A 25,148-nucleotide genomic window follows, 5' to 3' on the forward strand; every position below is an offset into this window, starting at 1 on the left:
ACATCAAAAAAGAGATTTAAAATATTTTTATAAAAATTACATTTCGTTCAAATCGTTGAATTCGTGTAAAGATTTCAATGTACTTTCGTAAAATAAAATAGCTGCGATTAAGTTTCCTTTATCAGAATATGGCATCATTTTTCTTTGAAATTCTACTGTAGTATCTAAGAAATTTGATGTGCCTACAGCCTGAGCATCTAAAACTTTTTTGTGTTCGTTATCGTCTGGAATACCTAAGTCTGCCATTGTAACACCCGGCTTTGTAACCAACGCAATGTAAGGGAGAGTTTTTACTAATACTTTAATTCGCTCAATGTATAATTCTAACAATTCCCCTTTTTGCATACCACTCAATTCTTTTTGATCGTGATATTTACGAATAAGAGCTGTCGTACTAATTATACTTCTTGGAGCGTTCTTTGCCTGAGCTGAAGCAGCAGCAGTTGTCAAGATAAAAAATGCACTTAATAAAATAATTTTCCCTTTCATAAATTCTTATTAAATAATTGGTTGTTGATGAAAACAAAAATATAGAAATTAACTTAAATTGCAACTTTATTGATTTGTTTTTTCAAAAAAAAGCTTAAAAAAAGCTTAAAAACCAGCGTTATGTCGAGAAAATGTGCGTTTTAACGTGCTTTCTGTTAAAATTGTTAAAATCTAAACCGTAAGATTTAAGCCATAAAATTTAGAGTGAAATCTACTCTAAATAACCAAAAAAAGCATACGATTGTCGTTTTTTCAAAAAAAATATTAACAAAAAAGTCTTTATATTTACTAACATGAACAATTTTATTAACAAAAGTTCGTTAGCAAACCGCAAATATTTTTATAAAAATCCATCAGAATCTCATAAATTAAAGCTGCCGTATAAACTTTATCTGGAAAATTTTTGACTACATCATTTTCTTCTATCTTTGCCTCATGCAATTTTCACAAATTTTAGGTCAGGATTACATCAAAAGCCATTTAATAAAAAGCGCATCTTCTGGACGAATTCCGCATGCTCAATTATTCATCGGCCCTGAAGGAAGCGGTACATTATCGACTGCAATTGCTTATGCGCAGTATATTTTGTGTAATAACACCGGGAACGAAAATGAAAACGGTAACGATTCCTGTAACCTAAAATTTCAAAACATCTCGCATCCCGATCTGCATTTTATTTACCCAACGGTTACTACCGAAGATGTAAAAACAAAACCAAAAAGCTTAGACTTTATCCAAGATTGGCGAACTTTCATTCACGAAATGCCATACGGCGGTTTATTTGACTGGTATAAAATTCTTGGTGTTCAAAACAAACAAGGAGAAATAAGAGTCGAAGATGCACAAGAAGTTTTAAAATCACTTTCGCTAAAATCATACGAAGGCGGTTATAAAATTATGATTATCTGGATGGCAGATAAGATGAATATTGCAGCCTCAAACAAGCTGTTAAAACTTCTAGAAGAACCTTCAGATAAAACAATTTTTATCCTAATTTCTGAAAACGAAGAAGATATTATACAAACCATACGTTCTCGTTGTCAAGTAATTCACTTTAACGGACTACCGGAAAAAGTAATTGCCGAAGCTTTAATTTCAAAAGAAAATCTAGACGAAAAATCAGCTTTTAAAATTGCACATCAAGCACAGGGAAATTTCAATAAAGCACTTCATCTGCTCAAAGAAGATGATTCTGAATATCCTTTTGAACAATGGTTTGTCAATTGGGTTCGTGCTGCTTTCCGAGCAAAAGGAAATGCTGCCGCAATTCAGGATTTAATTTCCTGGAGCGAAGAAATTGCAGGACTTGGACGCGAAAGCCAAAAGAAATTTATTCAGTTTTGTATTGAAATGTTTCGTCAAGCTCTTTTGCTTAACTACCAAGCACCAACTTTGGTTTACATTGAACCTAAAGTAGAAAAATTTAAACTGGAAAATTTTGCGCCTTTTGTAAATGGCAATAATATTCATGAAATTTTCAAAGAACTTTCAGATGCGATGTATCACATTGAAAGAAACGGAAATGCAAAAATAATCTTAACCGATTTATCTATAAAACTGACTCGTTTAATTCACAAAAAATAATTTTCAGATGAATAATGCCGCCTCTATTTTATTACTAGCATTTTTAGCCATAACTTTTTTACAATCAGGTTATGAAAAGATTTTTTATTGGAAAGATAATGTTGAATGGCTTAAAGGTCATTTTGCCAAAACACCTCTAAAAAACCAAGTTCCTCTTGCTCTATTTCATTTATTAATATTAGAATTAATTTCTGGTGTTTTATGCGTAGTTGGAGCAATTCAATTATTAACAAACAGCGGCCGAGAATACGGCTTTTATGGCGCAATTTTCTCTTGTATTTGCTTGTTAATGATGCTTTTCGGACAGCGACTAGCAAAAGATTATGATGGTGCAAGAACCATCGTAATTTATTTTATTCCTGCTGTAATGGCAGTTTATTGGTTGAACTAATCGACCGCAATCTTTAAAAAAGTAAGCCGCAATTTAAAAGGTTTTTAAATATGGAAACCGCGGTAAGAAAATAAAATTTTATCAAAAAATGAATGCAAAACATCCTTCAGAATCCCTAACTATTTTAACCGATTTAGTTTTACCAAGTGAAACAAATCCTTTAAACAATCTATTTGGCGGTGAGTTACTTGCCCGTATGGATCGTGCAGCAAGTATTGCGGCACGCAGACATTCTCGCCGAATTGTAGTAACGGCATCTGTAAATCACGTTGCTTTCAATAGAGCTATATCATTAGGAAGTGTTGTAACTGTTGAAGCAAAAGTATCAAGATCTTTCAAAAGTTCGATGGAAGTTTTCATTGATGTTTGGGTAGAAGATCGTGAATCTGGCAGCAGAACAAAAGCAAACGAAGCCATTTATACTTTTGTTGCAGTTGATGATACAGGAAGACCTGTTGAAGTACCGCCAATCACGCCAGAAACAGAACTTGAAATACAACGTTTTGATGCTGCTTTGCGTCGTAAACAGCTGAGTTTGGTTCTTGCTGGAAAAATGAAACCGTCTGATGCCACAGAATTAAAGGCTTTATTTTTATAATAAAATTTGTTACAATTTGTGACAATCTGAGTCACTCAAACTTCAAAAAAAAGAAGTATTTTTACCAAATTACAAGCCTAAAAAATAAAAATCAGGACGCCGTTTACTCTTTTTGATTTTTATTAAAAAGAAACAAAATAACAATTTTAGACAAAAGAAAAAGATGAGTTCAGACAAAGAAGCCAAATTAAAAGCGTTACAATTAACGCTTGATAAACTTGACAAAACCTACGGAAAAGGAACCGTAATGAAAATGGGCGATAAAGCCATCGTGGAGGTAGAAACGATTTCTTCTGGCTCACTTGGCGTTGATTTAGCGCTTGGGGTAAATGGTTATCCAAAAGGAAGAATTATTGAAATATACGGTCCAGAATCATCTGGTAAGACCACATTAACTTTACACGCTATTGCCGAAGCTCAAAAAGCGGGCGGAATTGCTGCTTTTATAGATGCTGAACATGCTTTTGATAGAAACTATGCTGAAAAATTAGGTGTAGATATCGAAAACCTAATCATCTCACAACCAGACAACGGAGAGCAGGCTTTAGAAATTGCCGAAAACTTGATTCGTTCTGGAGCTATAGACATTGTTGTTATTGACTCTGTTGCTGCCTTAACTCCAAAAAGTGAAATTGAAGGTGAAATGGGAGATTCTAAAATGGGACTTCACGCACGTTTAATGTCGCAGGCTTTAAGAAAATTAACTGGAACAATCAGCAAAACAAACTGTACTGTTTTCTTCATCAACCAGCTGCGTGAAAAAATTGGTGTAATGTTCGGGAATCCTGAAACTACAACCGGTGGTAACGCATTAAAGTTCTATGCTTCTGTTCGTTTAGATATTCGTCGTTCTTCTCAGATTAAAGACGGTGAGAACGTTATTGGAAACAGAACCAAAGTTAAAATCGTTAAAAACAAAGTTGCTCCGCCTTTTAAAACTGCCGAATTCGACATTATGTACGGAGAAGGAGTTTCTAAAACTGGTGAAATTCTTGACTTAGCGGTTGAATTTGAAATCGTTAAAAAAGCTGGATCTTGGTTTAGTTACGGAGACACAAAATTAGGACAAGGCCGCGATGCTGTAAAAGCCTTAATTAAAGATAATCCAGAACTAGCTGATGAATTAGAAGTAAAAATTAAAGCGCATATCAAAGAATTAGCAAACGCTTAAATAATTAAAAATCTGTAATTTATAGATTTATTCTCTATTACCCGACAAGTTTAAAAACCTGTCGGGTTTTTTATTTTCAAAAAAAACAATAAAACAACGCAACCATTTTCAAATAAACCCATCTAATAAATAAAATTAATATTGGGGCAGGTATTTGCCATAAATACCTATTCAATGGTTTTTAGAATAAATTTGGTTGGTTAAGGTACAAATCCGTTAGTTTTAGGCTGACGGATTTTATCCTTTTTATTTTTTTCATTCCTTGACGCAACCTTTTTCATTTTTTACTATCTACTATTATGTGACGTTAACTGAGTTTATAAACTCTTTATTACCAACCTTATAATATTTTAACCATGAAAGAGAAAATAGAAGTGTTGTACAGTAAAAACCGGAAAAAAACCAAATTGAAATTTAAAAAAGTACTCCGTTTTATCTCAGAAAAAATAATTCATAGATAAACTTCTTTAAATACAAAAGGACGTTTTTAATTCAAAAAGAAAACCCGATATTCTTAAAGCTGGAATATCGGGTTTTGTATGTATTATTTCTTAGAATCTTTTTTCTCAAACTCTAACAGTTCCTTGTAAATCAATTGTCTGACTTTATCTCTAAGCTCTTTTCGGTTTTCAGAAGTCAGCCCATTCGTTTCAACAAAAGGCAAAACTTTTACTCTCATTTTCCCTGGACTGCCGCTAAAAAAAGTATACGAAAAACGTTCTTTATTGTCAGGATAAACGATTGGAACAATCGGAATTTGATGGTCAATTGCCAGTCTAAAAGCACCGTCTTTAAACTCATCCAGTAAAATACTTTCGTCATCTGGAACTCCGCCTTCAGGAAAAATACAAATACTTAAACCTTGATTTAAACGACTCTGAGCACGTTTAAAAACCTCATTTTTGCTTCGAGAAGAATTTCTGTCTACCAAAATACAAGTTCTTTTATAGAAAAAACCAAACAACGGAATTTTTACAAGCTCTTTTTTTCCCACAAAAACAAAAGGATTTTTTATGATGGCAAGCGTCAGCATGATGTCTGTCATCGAAGTATGATTAGCAACAATCATGTAGCTTTTGTGCTTAATGAGTTTCTGTTCGCGCTTTACTTTGTAATAAAAACCCATGCCGTAAAGAATGAATTTAGCCCAAATGCGGGCCATTTTAAAGAAATACGGATAACCTTTCTCTGAGAGAATAGAAATCACTAAAAACGGCAGCATAATCACTATCGGAATAGCCATTAAAACATAAAACCAAATACGCCATAAAATCCAAAAAACAATTTTAAATCCTTTCATGGTTTCAAATGTAAGAAAACAGAAATGAATTTAGATTTTAGATCGTGAGATTTTTAGAATATTAGACTTTTCTAAAAAATAAAACTTTAAAATAGCCCATATCTTCAATAAACTTTGTGGACATTGCGAAAAACTTTGCGAACTTTGCGGTTAAAAAAAATAAACTTGCAATCTTTGTGGTTGAAAGAATAAGAAAAAACAAGAATGGCAAAAATACTTACTGGTGTTCAGAGTACTGGAACGCCGCACTTAGGCAATCTATTGGGAGCGATTATCCCTGCAGTTGAGTTATCGAATAATCCAGCAAACGAATCTTATTTGTTTATAGCTGATTTACATTCAATTACACAAATTAAAGATGGTAAAACTTTAAGAGAAAACACATATAGTACTGCAGCTGCTTGGCTTGCCTGTGGTTTAAATCCTGATAAAGTTACCTTTTACAGACAATCTGATGTGACGCAAACAACTGAATTGACCTGGTATTTAAGCTGTTTTTTTCCTTTTCAACGTTTGACTTTAGCACATTCTTTTAAAGACAAAGCAGATCGTTTAGATGATGTAAACGCTGGACTTTTTACATATCCAATGTTAATGGCCGCTGATATTTTACTTTATGATGCAGAATTTGTTCCAGTTGGAAAAGATCAGATGCAGCATTTAGAAATCACTCGTGACGTCGCTTCTCGTTTCAATCATCAAATGGGTGAAACATTTGTAATTCCTGAAGTTAAAATTCAAGAAAACAGTATGTTAATTCCTGGAACGAATGGTGGAAAAATGAGTAAATCTGCCAATAATATTATCAATATTTTTCTTGATGATAAAGTTTTACGCAAACAGGTTATGAGTATTGAAACGGACAGCACACCGCTTGAAGATCCTAAAAATCCAGATACTTGTAATGCCTTTGCTATCTATTCGTTATTAGGAACAGAAAAACAAATTGCCGAAATGAGAGCCAATTATTTAGGCGGAAATTACGGTTATGGTCATGCCAAACAAGCTTTGTTTGAATTGATTACAGAAAAATTTAAAACAGAAAGAGAAAAATACAATTACTACATAAACAATCTTGATGAAGTTGATGCGCTATTGAAAAAAGGCGCAGCAAAAGCTTCTGTTGTTGCTGATGGCGTTTTAGCCAAAGTAAGAGATGTTCTTGGGTTTCAAAAATAATTTATCAAGCCTAACAGATTTAAAAAACCTGTTAGGCTTTTTATTTTAAACCGCCTCAAACAATTTCCCCGGCAAAGGTCTCACGACACCTTTCAACTCCATATTTAAAAGCGTTCCCGATAATTTGAACAATGGCAAATCACATTCTATCGCAATTATATCCAGTAATTCCTTACCATTTTTAAGCAAAAAGTCATAAATCTTCTGTTCGCACTCATCTAAATCTACAAACAATTGTTTTTGTACTGTTTTTGGCTTGTTTTCGACGTCCCAGTTCAAAATATAAACTAAATCGGCAGCAGAGGTTAAAACATTTGCTTTTTGCGTTTTTATGAGGTTATTACAGCCTTGACTGTATTTATCAGTTACACGTCCTGGCACAGCAAATACATCTCGATTATAATCGTTGGCTAAATTAGCCGTAATAAGCGATCCTCCCTTATCTGCAGATTCTATCACAATTGTAGCTTCACTCATTCCAGCAACAATGCGATTTCGCCGAACAAAATTTTCTTTATCAGGATTTGATGAACTCCAAAATTCAGTGATAAAACCACCATTTTCCTCCATTTTTGCCATATACTTTTTGTGCGTTTTAGGATAAATTTGGTTTAAACCGTGAGCCAAAACTCCAATTGTCTGCAAATTGTTTTCAATCGCCAATTGATGCGCCACAATATCTACACCATACGCAAACCCGCTAACAATTACAGGATCTAAAGGCATGAGATCTTCAATCAGCTTTCGGCAAAATTCAGTTCCATATGATGTAATCTGACGTGTGCCAACTATGCTGATAATCTTTCTCCTTTCTAAATTTATATTACCCGAAGAAAAAATCAAAACCGGAGAATCGATACAATGTTTAAGTCTTTCCGGATAATCATCGTCTTGAAAAAAAGAAACTTTCAAACCATCCGCGTTTATAAATTGAAGTTCCTTATTGGCTTTTTCAAATATTGTTTTGTCTTTCAAATTTTTCATTAAAACGCTTCCAACACCATCGATAACAGCAATTTGATTTGATTTAGCTCTAAAAATAGCTTCAGCATTTCCAAAATTAGAAAGCAGTTTTTTAGCCATTATATCCCCTACACCATCCACCTTCATTAAGGCTAGTAAATAAAACAATTCTTGGTCTGACATCTCTTTATAACATTATGTAAAATAGAAATAAAAATTAAAGCAATTTAATCGTACAAATATGAATAAAATAAAGTAATTTCTTAATAAATATTTAAATTTAACTTTCGACGGCTTCAATAAAAAGACAACCAAATTTCTTAAATTATTGAAAACGAATTGTCTATAAAAAAAGCCGAATTGTTAATAAAAATTGTGAATAAAATTTTGATAACTATATTCATTACCTAACTTTGTTTCTATGAAAATCGAAACTTACATCGCACAGTTATTGTATCGTTATCAGTGTGTAACGGTTCCAGGGTTTGGAGCATTTTTAACCGAAATTCAATCGGCACAGCTTAATGAAAGCACAAATTCATTTTTTCCACCAAAGAAAATGGTCTCTTTCAACAGCCATCTTAAAAATAATGATGGACTATTGGCTAATCATATTTCACATGCAGAAAGTACAACGTACGGCTTTGCAGTAAATGCGATTGCTGCTGAAGTTCAGAGTTGGAAAAAAACACTGGAAGAAAACGGAGTTATAAGTTTAAAAAACATTGGTGAAATCCGTCTTAATTCTGAAAGCAATATCATTTTTACACCAAACGATCAAACTAACTTTTTAACAACATCGTTTGGATTAAGTCCGTTTGTTTCGCCTTTGATTAAGAAAGAGAATTTTGAGCAAAAACTGGAACAGCTTGAAAAAGAAAGCGTTTCGCTATATGAAAATGAAGAAGGAAGATCATCAAGAACTTTCTTAAGATATGCTGCTATTTTTGTACTAGGATTAGGAATTACTGGAAGCATTGGATACCCGCTTTACCAAAATCAAATTGCAGCACAAACTCTTGTTGTAGAAGGTGTTGTTCAGAAAAAAGTTCAAAGCAAAATACAAGAAGCTACTTTTTTTATTGAAAATCCTTTACCTGCTGTAACCCTTTCAGTTGATTCAGCAAAAGTAGAAGCTCCAGCAGAAAAAGTAATGCCATACCATATTATGGCCGGCGCTTTTAGAAGTGAACAAAATGCAAGAAAAGCTTACAATCAATTGATAAAAGATGGTTATCAAGCTAGAATGCTTGGAGAAAATAAACACGGCTTATTTCCAGTTTTATACGGAAGTTACGCTACCATGAATGAAGCTCAAAAAGCTCAAAAAGAAATACAAAAAGGCGAAAATCCTGATGCCTGGATTCTCGTTGAAAATCTATAAAAATCTTAAAATCCTATTCGTAAAGAATAGGATTTTTTTTGTTTAACGTGGAACAATTTTTGCGTTTTGAGAAAGAATCACTTTCTCTCCCTGATAAATAGTTAATCTTGCCGGCGGAGAATCTTTTTCGCCTAAAACAATTATGGCACATTCATAAACAAACTTATCTTTTTTGAACTCATACTGATGGTTTCCACCGCTTCCTTCTAAAACCAAATTTCCGCCGTATAGTATTAAATCAGGCTTCTCTGTCATTTTTTTGTTAATTGACCATGACACATAACGATAATTATTTTTGCCTAAATCATCAATTCGAATTCTAAACTTAACTGTTTCTAAAATGCAGATCGGTGTTTGAAAAAATGCAATACTAGAATCAAGCTCTTTTTTTTGTGCAGCAATTAATTTCTTCTTTAAATCTATTTCAAACTTTGATTGATAATTTACAGCCGTCAAATTTCCATCGATATCCAGCCAAATACTTCCTTGATTTAGCATTAAACCTCGCCAGCCCATATCAGACCAATTTTTTTTAGGATCAGATTTAATAATTTCATTTTTTAAAACAGTATCAAATACTTCTGAATAACGTTTTAAAAATTCTTCTTTGTTTTCAATATCTGGTATAGGATATTCACGCTTAAGCGGATAGGATACAAATGCAGCAAGAGCCTCTTTATTGTCGCTTTTGATATTGGTAATAAATCTATTTATAAAAACCTGCGATTCTGGTTTAATGTCTTGCGAATGAACAAAACCAATGCAAAAAAACATTAATACAACAAATACATTTACTGTTTTCATGTTCTATTTTTTTTAATTAATTATAAATCATGGTAGTTACAATCAATTATAAAAATAGTTAATTTATGCTGGCTTTAAACATTTTAAGTTCATCCCAGCTAAATTCATCACCGTGTTTTTCTTTCAAACCATTAAGCGATTCTTCTTGATAAAACTGAAAAGCTTCACGCAGCGCAAGAATTTTGTCGTAAGGAAGAACATCAGAAATATCAACTTTCTTAGCCTGTATCAATTTTACCAAATGCATTTCGACCGTTTGAACTGTCAATTTTCTAAGCCTCGCAATATCTTCAACAGAGTTTTTTTCCAGCCATAGTTCGTGAGTTTCTTCTACAGTGGTCTTTTTTGGGCCTTTTTCGGCCGTTTTATCCACTTTTTTAGAAATATAACGCGTTACTGGCTCTTCGGCCTGAAACATGTCTGTATTCGCCATTTTAAAGTCTTCTTTGATTTTAGAAACTTTATCTGTTTTATAATTTTTTATCGCCGGCGAAGTTAATTTCTCTTTGCAAATTGTTTCACGGGAAACGACTACTTCGATCAGTAATTTTGCTTTCATCAAACGCAGAACTGCTTTTGTTTGTAAATCATCCAGCAGTGCTAATTCTTCATAAAATTCTTTTACTTTTTTAAATTTCTGAATTTCAGCCATTTTACTCAAAAGATCCGTAACTAATTTGTCCATCGGCTTAAAAAAGTAATCATAAGCCGCTGTAACTCTTTCCTGCACAAACAATAAATCAACAGTTTCTTTACTGAATATTTTATTAAGCTGCTGCACAAATTTTTCTGACGGATTTACAAGAGAATCTATTATTTCTAAACGCTTATGTGCCCAAGCAGAATGTTTAGATTTTTCGGAACTAACGGCATTTTCATTATAACTAAAACGATGATTGCGCCATTCCTGCGCTAAATCTGCCCAATTGAAACTATTAATCAAATAGTTATGAATAAAATTTTTAGTTTCAAAATGAAGAGAGTTCTTCAAAACATCTTCAGTTGCTTTGTTCAAAGCATAATCCATTACATCCTGATCGTTGGAAAGACCATTCATTTGTATCGGAGAAAGCAAAATAAGCCCATTTAAGGACGTTAATCGCGATAATGCTACATATGCCTGCCCAGGCAGAAAAACTTGCGATACATCGAGCGCAGCTTTCTCAAAAGTTAATCCCTGACTTTTATGCACGGTAATTGCCCAAGCCAATTTTAAAGGATAATGTGCAAATGTGCCTAAAACTTCTTCTTCAATTTCTTTTGTGAGTTCATTTACTTTGTATCGAATATTTTTCCATTCGTACTTTTCAACTTCAATCGTTTTGTTTTCTTCTGGGAAATGAACAAAAATTTCTTCGGGCGAAAGGGACTTGATTACGCCCATTTTTCCATTAAAATAACGTTTTTCGAAAGACAAATCGTTTTTAACAAACATGACCTGTGCTCCCACTTTAAGTTTTAAGCTTTCTTCGACAGGAAATATTTTTTCTGGGAAATCTCCAACAACAAAAGGCTGATACGTGAACTCATTTTCTGATAAATCATTGATTGCCTGTTCGTTAATAGTATCTACCTTTGCATTATGCGTTGTAAGTGTTATAAAACCAGGATTGTTTTTTAAATCAAAATCAGGCTTAACGTATTGATTTAGAACTTCTACATCTTCTTTTGTAATTTGATTATTGCGCAGATTATTTAAGACCGAAATAAAAACATCATCACTCTGACGATAAATTTTAGATAATTCAATATATATTGGCGGATTCTGTGTAATAACATGAGAATGAAAAAAGAATTTTCCTTTGTAATAATTGCGAAGTGTACGCCATTCTTCATCCCGTATTACAGGCGGTAATTGCAATAAATCACCAATAAAAAGTACTTGAACCCCACCAAAAGCCTTCGTATTTTTACGAACTGTCTGCATCATAAAATCGATAGCATCCAGTAAATCAGCACGTAACATACTGACTTCATCAATTATCAACAATTCCATATTCCGAATCACGTTTCGCTTAACGTTATTCATCTTAAAATGTCTGCGCAGAGATTCTTTATTTTCAAACTTTACGGTTTCTGTAAACTGAGAACTTTCTTGATAAGTGGGCAAAAAAGCCGAAAACGGCAGCTGAAACATGGAATGAATTGTTACACCACCGGCGTTAAGCGCAGCAATTCCCGTAGGAGCCACAACAACAGTATTTTTATGAGTAGTCGCAATAATTTCGCGCAGTAAAGTCGTTTTTCCCGTACCAGCTTTACCGGTTAAAAAGATCGATTTTTGCGTCTGATTTATAAATTGCAAGGTGTAAGCTGCAGCTTCTGAAACGTTTTGCATTAGGCGGGTATTAAAGGTCAAAAATATCGCATTTTTACAAAAGAAAAAAACCTAAATCAGCAGCTGATTTAGGTTTTTCAATTTAGTTAGTTAGTTTGGCAGTTTATTTTTTAGCCTCTTCTTTTACAGCTGGTTTATCTTCTGCTTTAGGAGATGCTTTGTATTTATCATTCAAAGCTTTAACAACTTCTTTTGTAATGTCGTACTTGTCTTCAGCATACAATATTGATGCTGCATCACCAGTACCATAGATATAAGAATATCCATTTTTCTTACCGTAATCCTTAATAAATTTTTTAACTCCGCTTACTAGAGAATCCATTTCTACACCGCTTTCTTGCTGCAGTTGCTGCGATAATGCTTGTTGAGCATAACCTAATTGCTGCTCTCTTTTTTGCAATTCAGCACCTCTTTGTTGTGCCCATTGCTGACCATTAGCTTGTGCCTGACTTTGAAAATTAGCAGCGTCTTGTTTAAAACGAGTAATTTCAGCTTGAAGTTGTCTTCCCTTTTCTTCGGCTTGAGCTTTGTATTTAGCTTCAAGGTCTTTTGCTTCAGTGTACTCTTTCATTAAAACTGAAGTATCTACGTAAGCTGTTTTTACTTCCTTAACTTCGGCTGCTTTATCACATGAAACAACAAAAATTGAAAGTGCGATAATTACTAATGCTTTTTTCATTTCTAAATTTCTATTTTTTTTAAAGTATTAAAGACAAAAATATAAAAAAATAAATAGCATCCACATAAAGTTTAAAAAATGCTAAAATTTTATGATATTGGTTTTATTTATCGAGTTAAAAGCTACTATAAAATATCACTATTAAAAGTGGCTTTCATAGCTTTTACTAGAGGGAATATCTCAAAAAAGACAATACAAACCCTCGGATATACTCGAAAAACGTCTTAAATGCGTTTATTTTGCGTTTTGGTTGTTTTTTAGCACATAAATATGCGACGAATACTCTTTTGTACTTGACGCTTTTAAATTTGATCGCAATCCGATAAAAAATGCACTAATAAAATTCATTTTCCCAGTTTTATATTTTTCTGATAAAAGACTCACATAAAATGAATCAAATTTCATTGGAAGAACTTTTTCTAATTTCATATCTACTTTTTCAAAAAGGGATTGAATCGATTTTTTTGAAAAATGCCAAAAATGAATTGGCACATCATAAGCTGCCCAAAAAGATTTGTAATATTCGGCATCAAACGATTTAAAGTTTGGAACCGCAACAATTAATGTTCCAGTTGGTTTTAATAATCGTTTCAATTCTTGAATTTGAAGTTCTAAATTTGGCACATGTTCTAAAACATGCCACATTGTTACAATATCAAAAGAATGGCTTTCGAGATCACTAATTTCATGCACAAACGAAATTCCTTTTTGAATTGCAATATTCTTTGCTCTTTCGCTCGGCTCTACTCCAACGGTTTCCCAACCATCATTTTTTGCAGTCAATAAAAAATCTCCTGTTCCAGCACCAATATCCAAAATTCTTCCTTTATGAATTTGTTCAGCATTGATTAAATTCAGTTTATTCTTTAAAGCAATATTTTTCACAAAATGATAAGCTTTTTCAAATAATGAACGTTTATTGTCTGTATGCGAAATATAATCTTCGCTCTCGTAATATCTTCCTAAATTTTCTAAATCTGGCTGCGGTGAAGTAATCAGCATATCTAGATTTTCATCATAATATAAATCGAAAATTTCTTTTGAAACAGAATGGTCTTTTACAGTAAGAAAATGTTTTTTGTTTAAAACGTCCATTTTTAAATTAATAGTTTTAGTAGGTGCGTATAATTTAGACAAATCGAAATTTGACTAATCTTGATTTGATATGATTTCAAAATTGCAAAAGATGGACAACTGTCCATCTCTACAATTCTATAATTTATTCTCTATTTTTTATAAAACGATATTTTTATAAAAATCGTTTCACGTGGAACAAAATTATTTTTTTCAAGTTTACCTTGCTTCAAGTTCTAAATTCATTCAGAAAAAACCAATAAAACAAAATTTCAGATTCCAATACTATTTTGAAACCTGAAACTTGAAACTTTCTTTTATCGTCCCATATAAATTAAAAGCACAGAAATATCACTTGGTGACACTCCGCTGATTCTTGAAGCTTGAGAAATTGTAACTGGTCGAATTTTACCCAATTTTTGTTTTGCTTCAATCGACATTGACTTAATTTTATTATAATCGAAATTCTCTGGAATTTTTACTTCTTCTAAACGAGTTAACTTATCAGCGTTATTTCTTTCCTTTTCGATATAACCAGAATACTTAACTTGAATTTCGGCTTGCTCTAATATTTCTCTGTCTAAATTATTCTCTTCAACATACGTTTTCACTTTTTCGAATTTCAGCATATCTTCTAAATCAATCTGCGGACGAGAAAAAACTTTAAACATTTTATCACCTTGTGTAATTGGTGCAGTTTCCTTCGCTTCTAAAATTGGATTTGTCTCCGCAACAGAAACACTTGTTTCTCTAAAAAAAGAAACCATCTTTTCAGACTCGTTTAATTTCTTTTCCATTCTTCGCAAACGAGCTTCAGAAGCAAGACCAATTTCATGCGACATTGGTGTTAATCTAAAATCGGCATTATCTTGACGCAGTAAAGTTCTATACTCCGCTCTTGATGTAAACATACGATATGGTTCTTCTGTTCCTTTCGTAATCAAGTCGTCAATCAAAACTCCAATATAAGCTTCATCACGTTTTAAAATTAATGGCGCTTTTTCATGCACTTTTAAATGCGCATTTATTCCAGCCATCAAACCTTGCGATGCTGCTTCTTCATATCCTGTCGTTCCATTAATTTGTCCAGCAAAATATAACCCTTCAACCAACTTCGTTTCCAAAGTATGTTTCAATTGTGTCGGCGGGAAATAATCATACTCAATCGCATAACCTGGACGAAAGAATTTCACTTTCTCAAAACCAGCAACAGAACTCAATGCTTTAAATTGAATATCTTCTGGAAGCGAAGTCGAAAATCCGTTTACATAAACTTCACAAGTATTCCATCCTTCTGGCTCAACAAAAAGTTGATGACGTTCTTTATCCGCAAAACGATTAATTTTATCTTCAATCGACGGACAATATCTTGGACCCAAACTTTTAATTCTTCCGTTGAACATTGGCGAACGATCAAAACCTTCTCTCAAAATATCATGAACTTCAAGCGAAGTGTATGTCATATGACAAGATCTCTGATGTGTCAACGGAACGGTTAAATCCGAATAAGAAAACTTATCCGGCTTTGCATCTCCTTTTTCTTCATTCATTTTAGAATAATCCAAAGAACGACCATCAACTCGTGGCGGTGTTCCTGTTTTCATTCTTCCCGCTTCGAATCCAGCTTTCACTAAATCTTCAGTAATTCCAGTTGCAGCACTTTCGCCTGCTCTTCCTCCACCGAATTGTTTTTCTCCAATATGAATTAATCCGTTCAAAAAAGTTCCGTTTGTCAACACTACCGATTTTGAACGAATTTCAACTCCAAGCGAAGTTTTAATTCCTTTTATCTTTCCGTTCTCAATTACCAACCCTTTTACCATCTCTTGGTAAAAATCTAAATTTGGAGTTCCCTCCAACATCATTCTCCATTCTTCTGCAAAACGCATTCGATCACTTTGAACTCTTGGCGACCACATTGCAGGTCCTTTTGATTTATTCAACATCTTAAACTGAATTGCAGTTCGATCTGAAACAATTCCAGAGTAACCTCCAAGTGCATCGATCTCACGAACGATTTGTCCTTTTGCAATTCCTCCCATCGCAGGGTTGCATGACATCTGAGCTATGTTCTGCAAACTCATTGTAACCAATAAAGTTTTGGATCCCAAATTTGCGGCCGCTGCCGCGGCTTCAGATCCTGCATGACCAGCACCAACTACAATAACATCGTATTCTTCTAAAAACATTTTGTTTTATTATTCTCTGCAAACCGTTTAAGGCGATTCTCAGAATTAACTTTATTTCTTTGTTCCACGTGGAACGGAGTTTTTTTGCTTCAGTTATTTCAAGCTTCAAGTTTGAGTTCACAAAATAAACTCGAACGTTCCACGTGAAACATCCTCTATTACATTCACAAAAACTTAAATCAAATTCTAAAATGTTTCACGTGAAACATTTTAGAAACAATATCAATATTTTAAAATCAACTTATCTGTTCCACGTGAAACACTTTATAAAAAACCACTTAAAAACTGTTTCACATGGAACAATTTTTACACATATTGACTATTTGAAACTAGAAAAAAAATCTACTGTTCCACGTGAAACATAGCAATCTTTTCATCTTCTTTAGAACGCATAAGTACAGCTTCTGTATCGCTTTTGTCTTTATATCCACAGTAATGTAATATACCGTGAGCAAGTACACGCTTCAATTCTTCCTCAAAAGAAACATTAAAATCTTTCGCGTTATCTTCTACTCTTTCAACAGAAACAAATATATCTCCGTTTAATTCGTTGCCAACTGTATAATCAAAACTAATAATATCAGTTAGTGTGTCGTGATCTAAATACTCTACATTGATTTTATGAAGATATTCATCATCACAAAAAATATAATTTATTTCTCCCTCGTTTTTATTTTCAGAAACTATTACAGCACTTAACCAATCAGAGAAGGCTTGCTCGTTGTCTAAAATAAATTCTGTTTCGTAATTAAAATTGATCATTTTGTATTAAAATATTCTTGAACCTTTTGATTAAAATTCGAGCGCAAAGGTAGTGATTGTCTGTTTAATATCTCTACACTGTTTAAATAATCCGTCAACGAACTTGGTAAAGCATTCGAACGATTAGAAAACTCAGCTTTATTTGTTTCAGATTGACGCTTGGTGTCTTGCCCTTGCTCTTGAATAGCATTGTTTAATTTTAGTAATTCTTGTTGAATATTTAAAATACGCTGCAGATTTTCATTCTTGAAACCTTTATTTAAAATCTGTTTTTCCGATGCTTTCATCTGATCAATAACTGATTTACCTTGCATATCTAAACCTTGTTTTGCTAATTCTTTTTGCAATGCTTCACGAAGTTTAACTTGCTCTTTGTATATTTCCATTATCTTTTCAGCATCACCTTCACCATCATTATCATTACTTTCTTTCTCTCCTTTGTTATTTCCTTGACCACTTTTACCATCGCCTGTTTTACCTTGTCCAGTCTTTCCTTGTCCTTCTTTGCTTTGATTTTGCTTTCCTTGTCCTTCCTTCCCATCTCCATTATCACCTTGCTGACTCGTACCTGGTTTATTACCCTGCTTCATTCCATCCTTCATTTTATCAGCAAGACCTTTTTGCTTTTGAATAATATCAGGCAGCTGCATACCTTGACCATCTCCAGGTTTAGGCTTTCCTGCTCCTGGTTTGGACATAGACATTTGCATATTGTTCAATAAATCACTCAAAAAATCAGCTAATTTATTTGCAGAAGAAACTGAATATTGCTGATGTGAAACACCTTTTGGAATCTGAACATCGGTTAAAGTTTCAATTGCTTTATCCATATTATACTGTACATTACCAATTTCCTTAGTAACATCTTCAGCAACTTTTGGGTTTCTAAGCGATAATGCAAACAAACTATCATCAATATGTCTGAACTGCTGCTTTAAATTTTGCTGTATTTTTATGTTCTTTGTATAGGCCGAAGAACCCAATTTCATAGATTTAAACTGTTTCATAACATCCTCTTGCGACAATGAAAATGCTAGAAGATTATCAAGAATCTGACGAAGCATTGCAACATCTTCTTGCAATTGTTCTTGCTCTCCTGCTTCCATAGTAGATTGCATTTGCTCTGCCATAGACTTCATTTTCTTAGAAGCATTCTTCTGTTTAGGTTTAGCTGATTCTGTATTCTTCTTACCCAATTCTTCAGAAGCTTTATTCAAATCGTTCTCTACTTCTTTTTCTTTTGATGCATCTTTAGGAATATCTAAAGGAGATTTTAAAGAGTTATTTTCTTGTTTCAAATCTTTTAAATCTTCTTGAATTTTATCAAAAGACTTATTAATTTCATCCTGTTTCTCTTTGTTATTTTCTTTGCTATTTGAAAGCTGTTCTTGCTTATCGGCCAACTTATTCAACTTTTCAGCAACCTGCTCTGCTTTCTTTTCTACATAAAAACGCTTTGTTAATTCAACTAATTGTTCTAAATTACGAGATTGATTCTTGCTGATTTGTTTGAACTTTTCCATCTTATCAAACAACTCTTCGCTGTTTAATTTATCATTTAGGTTCTTCAACTCATCCATCAATTTTTGATTTTTCTCTAGATCTTTCTCTGCATTGTCTAAACGTTTTTGCAAATCATCGGCAGTTTTATCTTTCTTTTCAGATTGAAATTTATCTAGATTTTTATTCATCTTTTCAGCAAATTGCTTCATCAATTCATCTTGCTGTTTCTGACGTTTGATAAAATCATTGATCTTTTGCTGATCTTTAAACTCCAAATTATCCTTTTCTTTACCTGTATTTTTCAGTTTATCCATTTCAGAAAACTGCTTTTGCTGATTCTTTAATGACTTAGATAAACTGTTAATATTTGCATTTTGCTGCTGTAATTCTGCATCATGAATTTCATCAGTTGTAGAAACACGATCTGAAAATGTAGATGACTTAGTACTCTTAAATCCGTGCAGTGCATCATTGTCAAAAATCTCAAAATAGTATTCGTAAGATACTCCCTCCTGCACAGCAAGATTACTTGGAAAATTAAAAACAAACTGATCAAACACTCCTTGCTTTACAGGAATAGTTCCACGTTTGGCAGTGTTAGGTTTTCCATGTTCATAATAAACAACCTGAAGCTTTGACAATCCATAATCATCACCTAATCTTCCTAAAACATAACTTTTATCAAGCTTTAAACTATCAGGAGCAGGCGAAACTGTAATGGTTGGAAACTGATCTTTAATAACTGACAGCTGATAATCTAATTTTTCATAGTTTTTAATCTTATTATTTGAAGTAAGAATTTGATATTCTGTATTTTGACTAATATTTTTAGCCAATTTAAACTCATTTTCGGCTTTATTAAACTTAAAATTTGAATTTTCATCTTTCCAAACCACTTCTTGAGTAGATTGGGTTTTCATTTTCCAAGTTACAACGGTTCCTTCAGGTACAATTGCATTTCCTGTTCCTTGAATTATTTCTGATTTCTTTTTTAAATAAGATGGAAAATTCAAAACCATTTCGAAGTTCGCAATTGATGGAACTGTAATAACTTTTAATTCATATTCATCTGATGAAACTGAATTTCCTTCAAAAGAAAACTGAACATCCGTTGTTGGCTTTTCAATCTTAAATTCAAACTTTCCTGTTTGAGATGATTCCATAAAATAGCTTTCATTCCCAATATGGATCATCACATTTTCTGGAACAACGTTTCCTTCTGTTTCAACTTTTACAATAAAATCTTTGTTTTGTTCTGTTTGAAGATTGCTGTTTAAAACCACAAATTTAAAAGGAGCCGGCGGCAAAAACGAAGCATTAAAATGTACTACTCTATTAAAACTCTGCGAAATTATATTGCTGTTTCCAGAAACAAAAAAGACTGCAAACAGTAAAACCGGAATTAAAGCTAGTGGTAAATACTTTTTATTTGATTTAAAATTGATCGCATTTCCAAACGGAATCGGCTGCAATGAATTTGCTTTTTGCTCAATCGAAGCCAGCATTAATTCTGAACTTTCTGCTGAATTTTCATTGGATGAAAGCTGTAAAAAGTTTGTCAGCTTATCACTCACTTCAGTAAAATGATTTCCAATAATTGCCGAAGCCTGATTATAATCGATCCCTTTTTGAAGTTTGAAAAGTTTAAAAATTGGAAATAAAATAAATCGAAACAGCAAAAAAGCTTCTACTGCAATAAATAACCAAAACAAAAGAGTTCTTCCAGCAGGTTTTAACCAAAGAAAATACTCAACAAAAAGGGTAAAAAGAAAATACAATAAGCCGAAACCAATAAAAAGAAGTGCTCCTTTTATCAATTCATTCATATAATATTTCTTTATAAATCCTTCTAACTTCTGATATATTGCAGATGATGTTTTCAATGTGAATCTATTTTATTTATAACCTATAAAAGTACTAATTATAACGATAAGTCTGAAAGTCAAAAGTCGAAAGTCAAAAGTTTAGCACACAGCTAAAAACCTTTCAGACTTTCGACTTTTGGCTTTTGACTAATATTGTATCTTTGCAACAAAATTTAAACAAATGTCAAAGCAAGTTCGTGTGCGTTTTGCACCAAGTCCAACTGGACCATTACATATTGGCGGAGTTCGTACTGCCCTATTTAATTATTTATTTGCAAAAAAACATAACGGTGTTTTTTATCTGAGAATTGAAGATACAGATCAAACTCGTTTTGTTCCAGGTGCGGAAGCTTACATTATGGAAGCGCTTGAATGGTTAGGAATTTCTCCTGAAGAAACCGTTGGGAAAAATGAAAAATTTGGCCCGTACAGACAAAGTGATCGTAAAGAATTATACCAAAAATATGCAGATGAATTGATCAATTCAGGTTGGGCATATTATGCTTTTGATACTCCAGAATCTCTTGATGCTTTAAGAAAAGAGCAGGAAGCTGAAGGAAAAACATTTATTTACAATCATACAAACCGTGAAAAATTAGATACATCATTAGTAATTTCAGCTGATGAAACTGCTAAAAGAATTTCAAATGGCGAACATTTTGTAATTCGTTTTAAAACTCCAGTTGACGAAACTTTACATTTAAAAGATATTATTCGTGGCGATGTGAAATTTGAAACTAGTTTACTTGATGATAAAGTTCTTTTCAAAAGTGACGGAATGCCAACCTATCATTTAGCTAATATTGTTGATGATCATTTGATGGAAACTTCTCATGTAATTCGTGGAGAAGAATGGCTTCCATCGATGCCGCTTCACGTTTTATTGTACAGAGCTTTTGGTTGGGATGCTCCAGAATTTGCACATTTACCACTGATTTTAAAACCTGTTGGAAACGGAAAATTATCTAAAAGAGATGGTGACAAATTAGGATTTCCAGTGTTTCCATTAGAATGGAAAACTGAAGAAGGTATTTCATCTGGATATAGAGAGAAAGGATTCTTCCCAGAAGCTGTTGTAAACTTCCTAGCATTGTTAGGTTGGAATGACGGAACAGATAAAGAATTATATTCTTTAGAAGAATTAGTTGAAGCTTTTGATTTGAATAGAGTTCACAAAGCAGGAGCAAAATTTGATCCAGAGAAAAATAAATGGTTCAATCATCAATACTTAATCAAACAAAATGATGCTGATTTAGCAAAAAGCTTCTCTCCTATTTTAGAAGAAAAAGGTTTCTCAACTCCGCTCGAAGTGACAACTCGCATTGTATCACTTATCAAAGAAAGAGCAAATTTTGTTTCAGAATTTTGGGATTTAACTGATTTCTTTTTCCAAGCTCCAACATCATATGATGAAAAAGCAAGTAAAAACTGGAAGGAAGAAACTCCAGCTTTAATGCAGGAATTGATTTCGGTTTTAGAAAATATTGAAGATTTTAGTTCTGCAAATATTGAAACTATTGTAAAAGATTGGTTAACTAAAAACGAAATTGGAATGGGTAAAGTTATGCAGCCTTTCCGTTTGAGTTTAGTTGGAGCTCTTAAAGGTCCTCACCTATTTGACATTGTTGAAATCATTGGAAAAGAGGAAACTATTTCAAGAATTCATAAAGCAATCGAAACTTTATAATAAAATTTCAATTCAAAATAGAAACGCTAAGAAACATCTAACAAATGTTCTTAGCGTTTTTTTAATGCTTAAAAACCATATTTTAGAAGAATTTTCGTAAATTCCCAAAATCATAAACATAAATTAAAAACCATGAGTACAGCATTTATTATCTTATTAGTATTGGCATTCTTCATTTTCATGTCGTCTTTCTTTACTGTAAAACAACAAAGTTCAGTTGTTATTGAGAGATTTGGAAAATTTCACAGCGTGAGAAATTCGGGATTGCAATTAAAAATTCCAGTTGTTGATAGATTGGCCGGACGTGTAAATCTTAAAATTCAACAGTTAGATGTTATTATTGAAACTAAAACGAAAGACAACGTTTTTATTAAAATGAAAGTTTCGGTTCAGTTTAAGGTAATTCAAGATAAAGTATATGATGCTTTTTATAAACTAGAATATCCTCACGATCAGATTACTGCTTATGTATTTGACGTTGTTCGTGCTGAAGTTCCAAAACTAAAATTAGATGATGTTTTTGAAAGAAAAGACGATATCGCAATTGCAGTAAAAAGAGAATTAAACGAAGCTATGACTACTTACGGATACGATATTATCAATACATTGGTTACTGATATTGATCCAGATATTCAGGTAAAAAATGCAATGAACAGAATCAACGCTGCTGACAGAGAAAAAACTGCTGCTGAATTTGAAGCTGAAAGTTCAAGAATTAGAATTGTTGCAAAAGCAAAAGCTGAAGCTGAAAGTAAACGTTTACAAGGTCAAGGTATTGCAGATCAACGTCGTGAAATTGCAAGAGGTTTGGTAGAAAGTGTTGAAGTTTTAAATAATGTTGGTATTAATTCTCAAGAAGCTTCTGCTTTAATTGTTGTTACACAACATTATGATACACTGCAATCTATTGGTGCTGATACTAATTCTAATTTAATATTATTACCAAATTCACCACAAGCAGGAAGTGATATGTTGAACAATATGGTTGCTTCATTCACAGCATCAAATCAAGTTGGCGAAATGATGAAAAAAACTAATAAAAAGATAGAGAAACCAAAACCAATTCAACCACAATCTGGTTACGAAGATGATATTCAACCTGAGGTTAAATAACTAACTAAAAGAAAAAAGAGGCTTAATTGCCTCTTTTTCTATTTATAAACCAACCTATTATGTACGGTAAAACAGATTGAAGTATCTTGGTATAAGAATTTGAAAAATAATCTGTGTATGATGAAATAAAACCATTTACAATATTTTGCGGTGTTATACTTTCTTTTGTTTTTTGAACATTTAAAACTAACTTTTGATAATTAATATCTTTTTCTAATTTTAAAATTTCTAAATCTCTGTCGATTTCAGCGTATGAAGAGTACTTTTTTGTTTCCATAACTTATTCATTAAAAAAGATTTCTGAAAATTTCTCTAATATTGGTCCCTCTACAAATTTATCTTTTACAAAGAAAAGTAAAACTGTAAATACCAAATAGATGCCTCCTACTGCTAAGAATCCTAAAGCAATACTTCCGAATAAAGCACCAAAAGCATAAGCTGCAGCAAAAGATCCAAAAAGTAAAACCATACTAAAACACAATAAAATCAATGTAAACTTAAAAATTAAAGTAGTTGATTTCATTGCAACTTTAAAACCCCAGAGTTTATAATATGCTAAATGACTATCAATATAAACTTTAGCCTGATCCTGAATTTTTTCTGTATTTTCCTTTAATTCTTCAAAAGCCATAATTGTAGTTTTAATTAAAAAAGAAGCACAAAATACACTTTGAAAAAACTGTATTTAGCTACTACTTAAAATTAAGTAAAATAAACCAAAATACAATTATAAAAATCCAAGTGAACTTTGTGCTCCTTAAATATTATTTCTGAAGTTTCGCGTTATGCGCTTTTAAATCAGCAAGTTTAGATTCTAGAAAAGTAATTACTTCCTCTGTTTTATAACTCATATTCGAAAGTAACTCATCATAAGTTCCGTCAAGATTACCTTTTGCATGAGCAAACTTTTCGCGCAATACCTCAGAACTAGCTGAAATAGAATCTTTTAAATTATGTCTAGCATCATCTAAACCTTCTTTTAATTTTGCACGTGTTTTTGATCCTTTATCTGGAGCAAATAATATTCCGATTGCTGCACCAGCAGCTGCACCAGCTAAGATAGCTGCTACTGTATTTAAGTTCTTTGACATAATAATAAAATTTAAGTGATTAATAAAGGTACTCTTTTTTTAAAATATAAATTATTGAACAAATGATATTTACTAAAATTTAACACTAAAATTAATACGCGTAAGCTACTGCTTCATATTTACCATTTCCTTTCTCAACAATACTTACAAACGGATATCCATTTGAAGCCGACTTACTTTTAATTCTCATAGCAGTTTGATTCTTATTAGCAATTGGCGGTTCACCTTTTGTCCTTGTCGAAACACCAGTGAATGAAGCCACTTCTTTCAGTCCTATTGTCTTTTCTTGAGGCAGAACTGTTACCATTTTGTAATCATCTTTTGAATCTACGATTATTTTATCAGATATTTTTTGTGTTTGATTGGTTTGTTTATTGGTTAATTGAGAAACAGCATACTTACTAATTTTAACTTCTTCAGAACTTCCGTTCAAGGAATAATAAATTAAACCATTTTCGTTTTTAATAAAATTCACATCAAGTTGTTCTCCATTGTGTTTTGTAATTTGATGTGTTTGCGAAATTGCAATGTTTGCAAATAAAACTGCCGATAATGTAAAAAATAAAATTTTTCATAACATTTAAAATTTAAGGATTAAAAATTCTTAGTTCAAAATGAAAATCAAAATTTCGATACGTGTAAAACTAACTTCATGAAATTTACAAATTATAAATGCCTTCAAAAAATACTTACATCGTAAACGTATTATCAAAAACAAATTACAACTATAAACTGACCATAAAATCAATTTTTAAAATTCAGGTTTTAGAATTAACTCTAAAACTAAAAACGAAAATTTTTAAATTTTAGAAAAACTCCAATTCGATTCTTAAAACGCCAATTTTTGAAATTCTAAAATTTCATACTTGAGCTTTTGATAAAAATAGCAACTTTATAAACAATTGTGTGTTAACAACCCGTTAAACTAAGAAAAATTAGGCTAAAAACTAAAATAAAGATCGTAAAACAACAAAAAAACAAAAG

The 25,148-nt window shown here is 32.4% G+C and carries 22 protein-coding genes; 8 read left to right on the forward strand and 14 right to left on the reverse strand.

What is annotated here, in order from left to right:
• Positions 1–36 precede the first annotated feature (36 nt).
• Positions 37–489: a hypothetical protein gene (locus BOW57_RS06500; RefSeq protein WP_089053497.1), complete on the reverse strand. Its 453-nt coding sequence runs from the start codon at positions 487–489 to the stop codon at positions 37–39.
• Between the two features lie 435 nt (positions 490–924).
• Here BOW57_RS06500 and BOW57_RS06505 point away from each other — a divergent pair, with 435 nt between their 5' ends.
• From BOW57_RS06505 to recA, 4 genes are all read left to right on the forward strand, one after another.
• A complete protein-coding gene (locus BOW57_RS06505; protein WP_089053498.1) occupies positions 925–2,073 on the forward strand; it encodes a DNA polymerase III subunit delta' in 1,149 nt (382 codons plus the stop codon).
• Positions 2,074–2,080: 7 nt separating this feature from the next.
• On the forward strand, positions 2,081–2,464 hold the full coding sequence (locus BOW57_RS06510; RefSeq protein WP_089053499.1) for a DoxX family protein: 384 nt from the start codon (positions 2,081–2,083) through the stop codon (positions 2,462–2,464).
• An 88-nt stretch (positions 2,465–2,552) separates the two neighbouring features.
• Positions 2,553–3,062 carry an acyl-CoA thioesterase gene (locus tag BOW57_RS06515; protein ID WP_089053500.1) on the forward strand — a complete coding sequence of 170 codons (510 nt, stop codon included), beginning with the start codon at positions 2,553–2,555 and terminating at the stop codon, positions 3,060–3,062.
• Positions 3,063–3,225: 163 nt separating this feature from the next.
• On the forward strand, positions 3,226–4,233 hold the full coding sequence (gene recA, locus BOW57_RS06520; RefSeq protein WP_089053501.1) for a recombinase RecA: 1,008 nt from the start codon (positions 3,226–3,228) through the stop codon (positions 4,231–4,233).
• Between the two features lie 544 nt (positions 4,234–4,777).
• Here recA and BOW57_RS06525 read toward each other — a convergent pair.
• The gene (locus BOW57_RS06525) at positions 4,778–5,533 is read right to left on the reverse strand and encodes a 1-acyl-sn-glycerol-3-phosphate acyltransferase (protein ID WP_089053502.1); all 756 of its coding nucleotides are present in this window, start codon (positions 5,531–5,533) and stop codon (positions 4,778–4,780) included.
• A gap of 204 nt (positions 5,534–5,737) precedes the next feature.
• Here BOW57_RS06525 and trpS point away from each other — a divergent pair, with 204 nt between their 5' ends.
• Positions 5,738–6,712: a tryptophan--tRNA ligase gene (trpS, locus tag BOW57_RS06530; RefSeq protein WP_129053451.1), complete on the forward strand. Its 975-nt coding sequence runs from the start codon at positions 5,738–5,740 to the stop codon at positions 6,710–6,712.
• A gap of 45 nt (positions 6,713–6,757) precedes the next feature.
• Here trpS and dprA read toward each other — a convergent pair whose 3' ends face one another.
• Positions 6,758–7,858 carry a DNA-processing protein DprA gene (gene dprA, locus BOW57_RS06535; protein ID WP_129053452.1) on the reverse strand — a complete coding sequence of 367 codons (1,101 nt, stop codon included), beginning with the start codon at positions 7,856–7,858 and terminating at the stop codon, positions 6,758–6,760.
• A 238-nt stretch (positions 7,859–8,096) separates the two neighbouring features.
• Here dprA and BOW57_RS06540 point away from each other — a divergent pair, with 238 nt between their 5' ends.
• Positions 8,097–9,059: an SPOR domain-containing protein gene (locus BOW57_RS06540; RefSeq protein WP_129053453.1), complete on the forward strand. Its 963-nt coding sequence runs from the start codon at positions 8,097–8,099 to the stop codon at positions 9,057–9,059.
• A gap of 42 nt (positions 9,060–9,101) precedes the next feature.
• Here BOW57_RS06540 and BOW57_RS06545 read toward each other — a convergent pair whose 3' ends face one another.
• The 7 genes from BOW57_RS06545 to BOW57_RS06575 form a co-directional block, all read right to left on the reverse strand.
• Entirely contained in the window at positions 9,102–9,863 is a 762-nt protein-coding gene (locus BOW57_RS06545; protein ID WP_129053454.1) for a hypothetical protein, read from the reverse strand.
• A gap of 58 nt (positions 9,864–9,921) precedes the next feature.
• The gene (locus tag BOW57_RS06550; protein WP_129053455.1) at positions 9,922–12,201 is read right to left on the reverse strand and encodes a helix-turn-helix domain-containing protein; all 2,280 of its coding nucleotides are present in this window, start codon (positions 12,199–12,201) and stop codon (positions 9,922–9,924) included.
• A 103-nt stretch (positions 12,202–12,304) separates the two neighbouring features.
• Complete coding sequence (locus BOW57_RS06555) at positions 12,305–12,880, reverse strand: OmpH family outer membrane protein (protein ID WP_089053508.1); 576 nt, start codon at positions 12,878–12,880, stop codon at positions 12,305–12,307.
• Between the two features lie 234 nt (positions 12,881–13,114).
• Positions 13,115–13,975, reverse strand: coding sequence for a bifunctional 2-polyprenyl-6-hydroxyphenol methylase/3-demethylubiquinol 3-O-methyltransferase UbiG (locus BOW57_RS06560; protein ID WP_089059889.1), 861 nt, complete (start codon positions 13,973–13,975; stop codon positions 13,115–13,117).
• A 296-nt stretch (positions 13,976–14,271) separates the two neighbouring features.
• Complete coding sequence (mnmG, locus tag BOW57_RS06565) at positions 14,272–16,143, reverse strand: tRNA uridine-5-carboxymethylaminomethyl(34) synthesis enzyme MnmG (protein WP_129053456.1); 1,872 nt, start codon at positions 16,141–16,143, stop codon at positions 14,272–14,274.
• Positions 16,144–16,485: 342 nt separating this feature from the next.
• The gene (gene ybeY / locus BOW57_RS06570) at positions 16,486–16,905 is read right to left on the reverse strand and encodes an rRNA maturation RNase YbeY (RefSeq protein WP_129053457.1); all 420 of its coding nucleotides are present in this window, start codon (positions 16,903–16,905) and stop codon (positions 16,486–16,488) included.
• Positions 16,902–20,291 (reverse strand): DUF4175 family protein, encoded by a 3,390-nt coding sequence (locus BOW57_RS06575; protein ID WP_129053458.1) that lies wholly within the window; start codon positions 20,289–20,291, stop codon positions 16,902–16,904. The genes ybeY and BOW57_RS06575 overlap by 4 nt, the downstream gene beginning before the upstream one ends.
• A 163-nt stretch (positions 20,292–20,454) precedes the next feature.
• On the opposite strand from BOW57_RS06575, the gene gltX reads away from it, so the two are divergent.
• Both gltX and BOW57_RS06585 read left to right on the forward strand, forming a co-directional pair.
• Positions 20,455–21,960, forward strand: coding sequence for a glutamate--tRNA ligase (gene gltX, locus BOW57_RS06580; protein ID WP_129053459.1), 1,506 nt, complete (start codon positions 20,455–20,457; stop codon positions 21,958–21,960).
• A 132-nt stretch (positions 21,961–22,092) separates the two neighbouring features.
• Positions 22,093–23,073 carry an SPFH domain-containing protein gene (locus tag BOW57_RS06585; RefSeq protein ID WP_089053514.1) on the forward strand — a complete coding sequence of 327 codons (981 nt, stop codon included), beginning with the start codon at positions 22,093–22,095 and terminating at the stop codon, positions 23,071–23,073.
• 22 nt (positions 23,074–23,095) lie between these two features.
• Here the strand turns inward: BOW57_RS06585 and BOW57_RS06590 are convergent, their stop codons facing one another.
• The 4 genes from BOW57_RS06590 to BOW57_RS06605 form a co-directional block, all read right to left on the reverse strand.
• Positions 23,096–23,350, reverse strand: a complete 255-nt coding sequence (locus BOW57_RS06590; protein WP_089053515.1) for a DUF6327 family protein — start codon at positions 23,348–23,350, stop codon at positions 23,096–23,098.
• Positions 23,351–23,353: 3 nt separating this feature from the next.
• Entirely contained in the window at positions 23,354–23,704 is a 351-nt protein-coding gene (locus tag BOW57_RS06595; protein WP_089053516.1) for a competence protein, read from the reverse strand.
• Between the two features lie 133 nt (positions 23,705–23,837).
• A complete protein-coding gene (locus BOW57_RS06600; RefSeq protein WP_089053517.1) occupies positions 23,838–24,164 on the reverse strand; it encodes a YtxH domain-containing protein in 327 nt (108 codons plus the stop codon).
• Between the two features lie 91 nt (positions 24,165–24,255).
• Complete coding sequence (locus BOW57_RS06605) at positions 24,256–24,639, reverse strand: hypothetical protein (RefSeq protein ID WP_241687400.1); 384 nt, start codon at positions 24,637–24,639, stop codon at positions 24,256–24,258.
• Between the last annotated feature and the right edge of the window lie 509 nt (positions 24,640–25,148).

Source organism: Flavobacterium sp. YO64 (assembly GCF_004119505.1).
Lineage (GTDB): Bacteria > Bacteroidota > Bacteroidia > Flavobacteriales > Flavobacteriaceae > Flavobacterium > Flavobacterium oncorhynchi.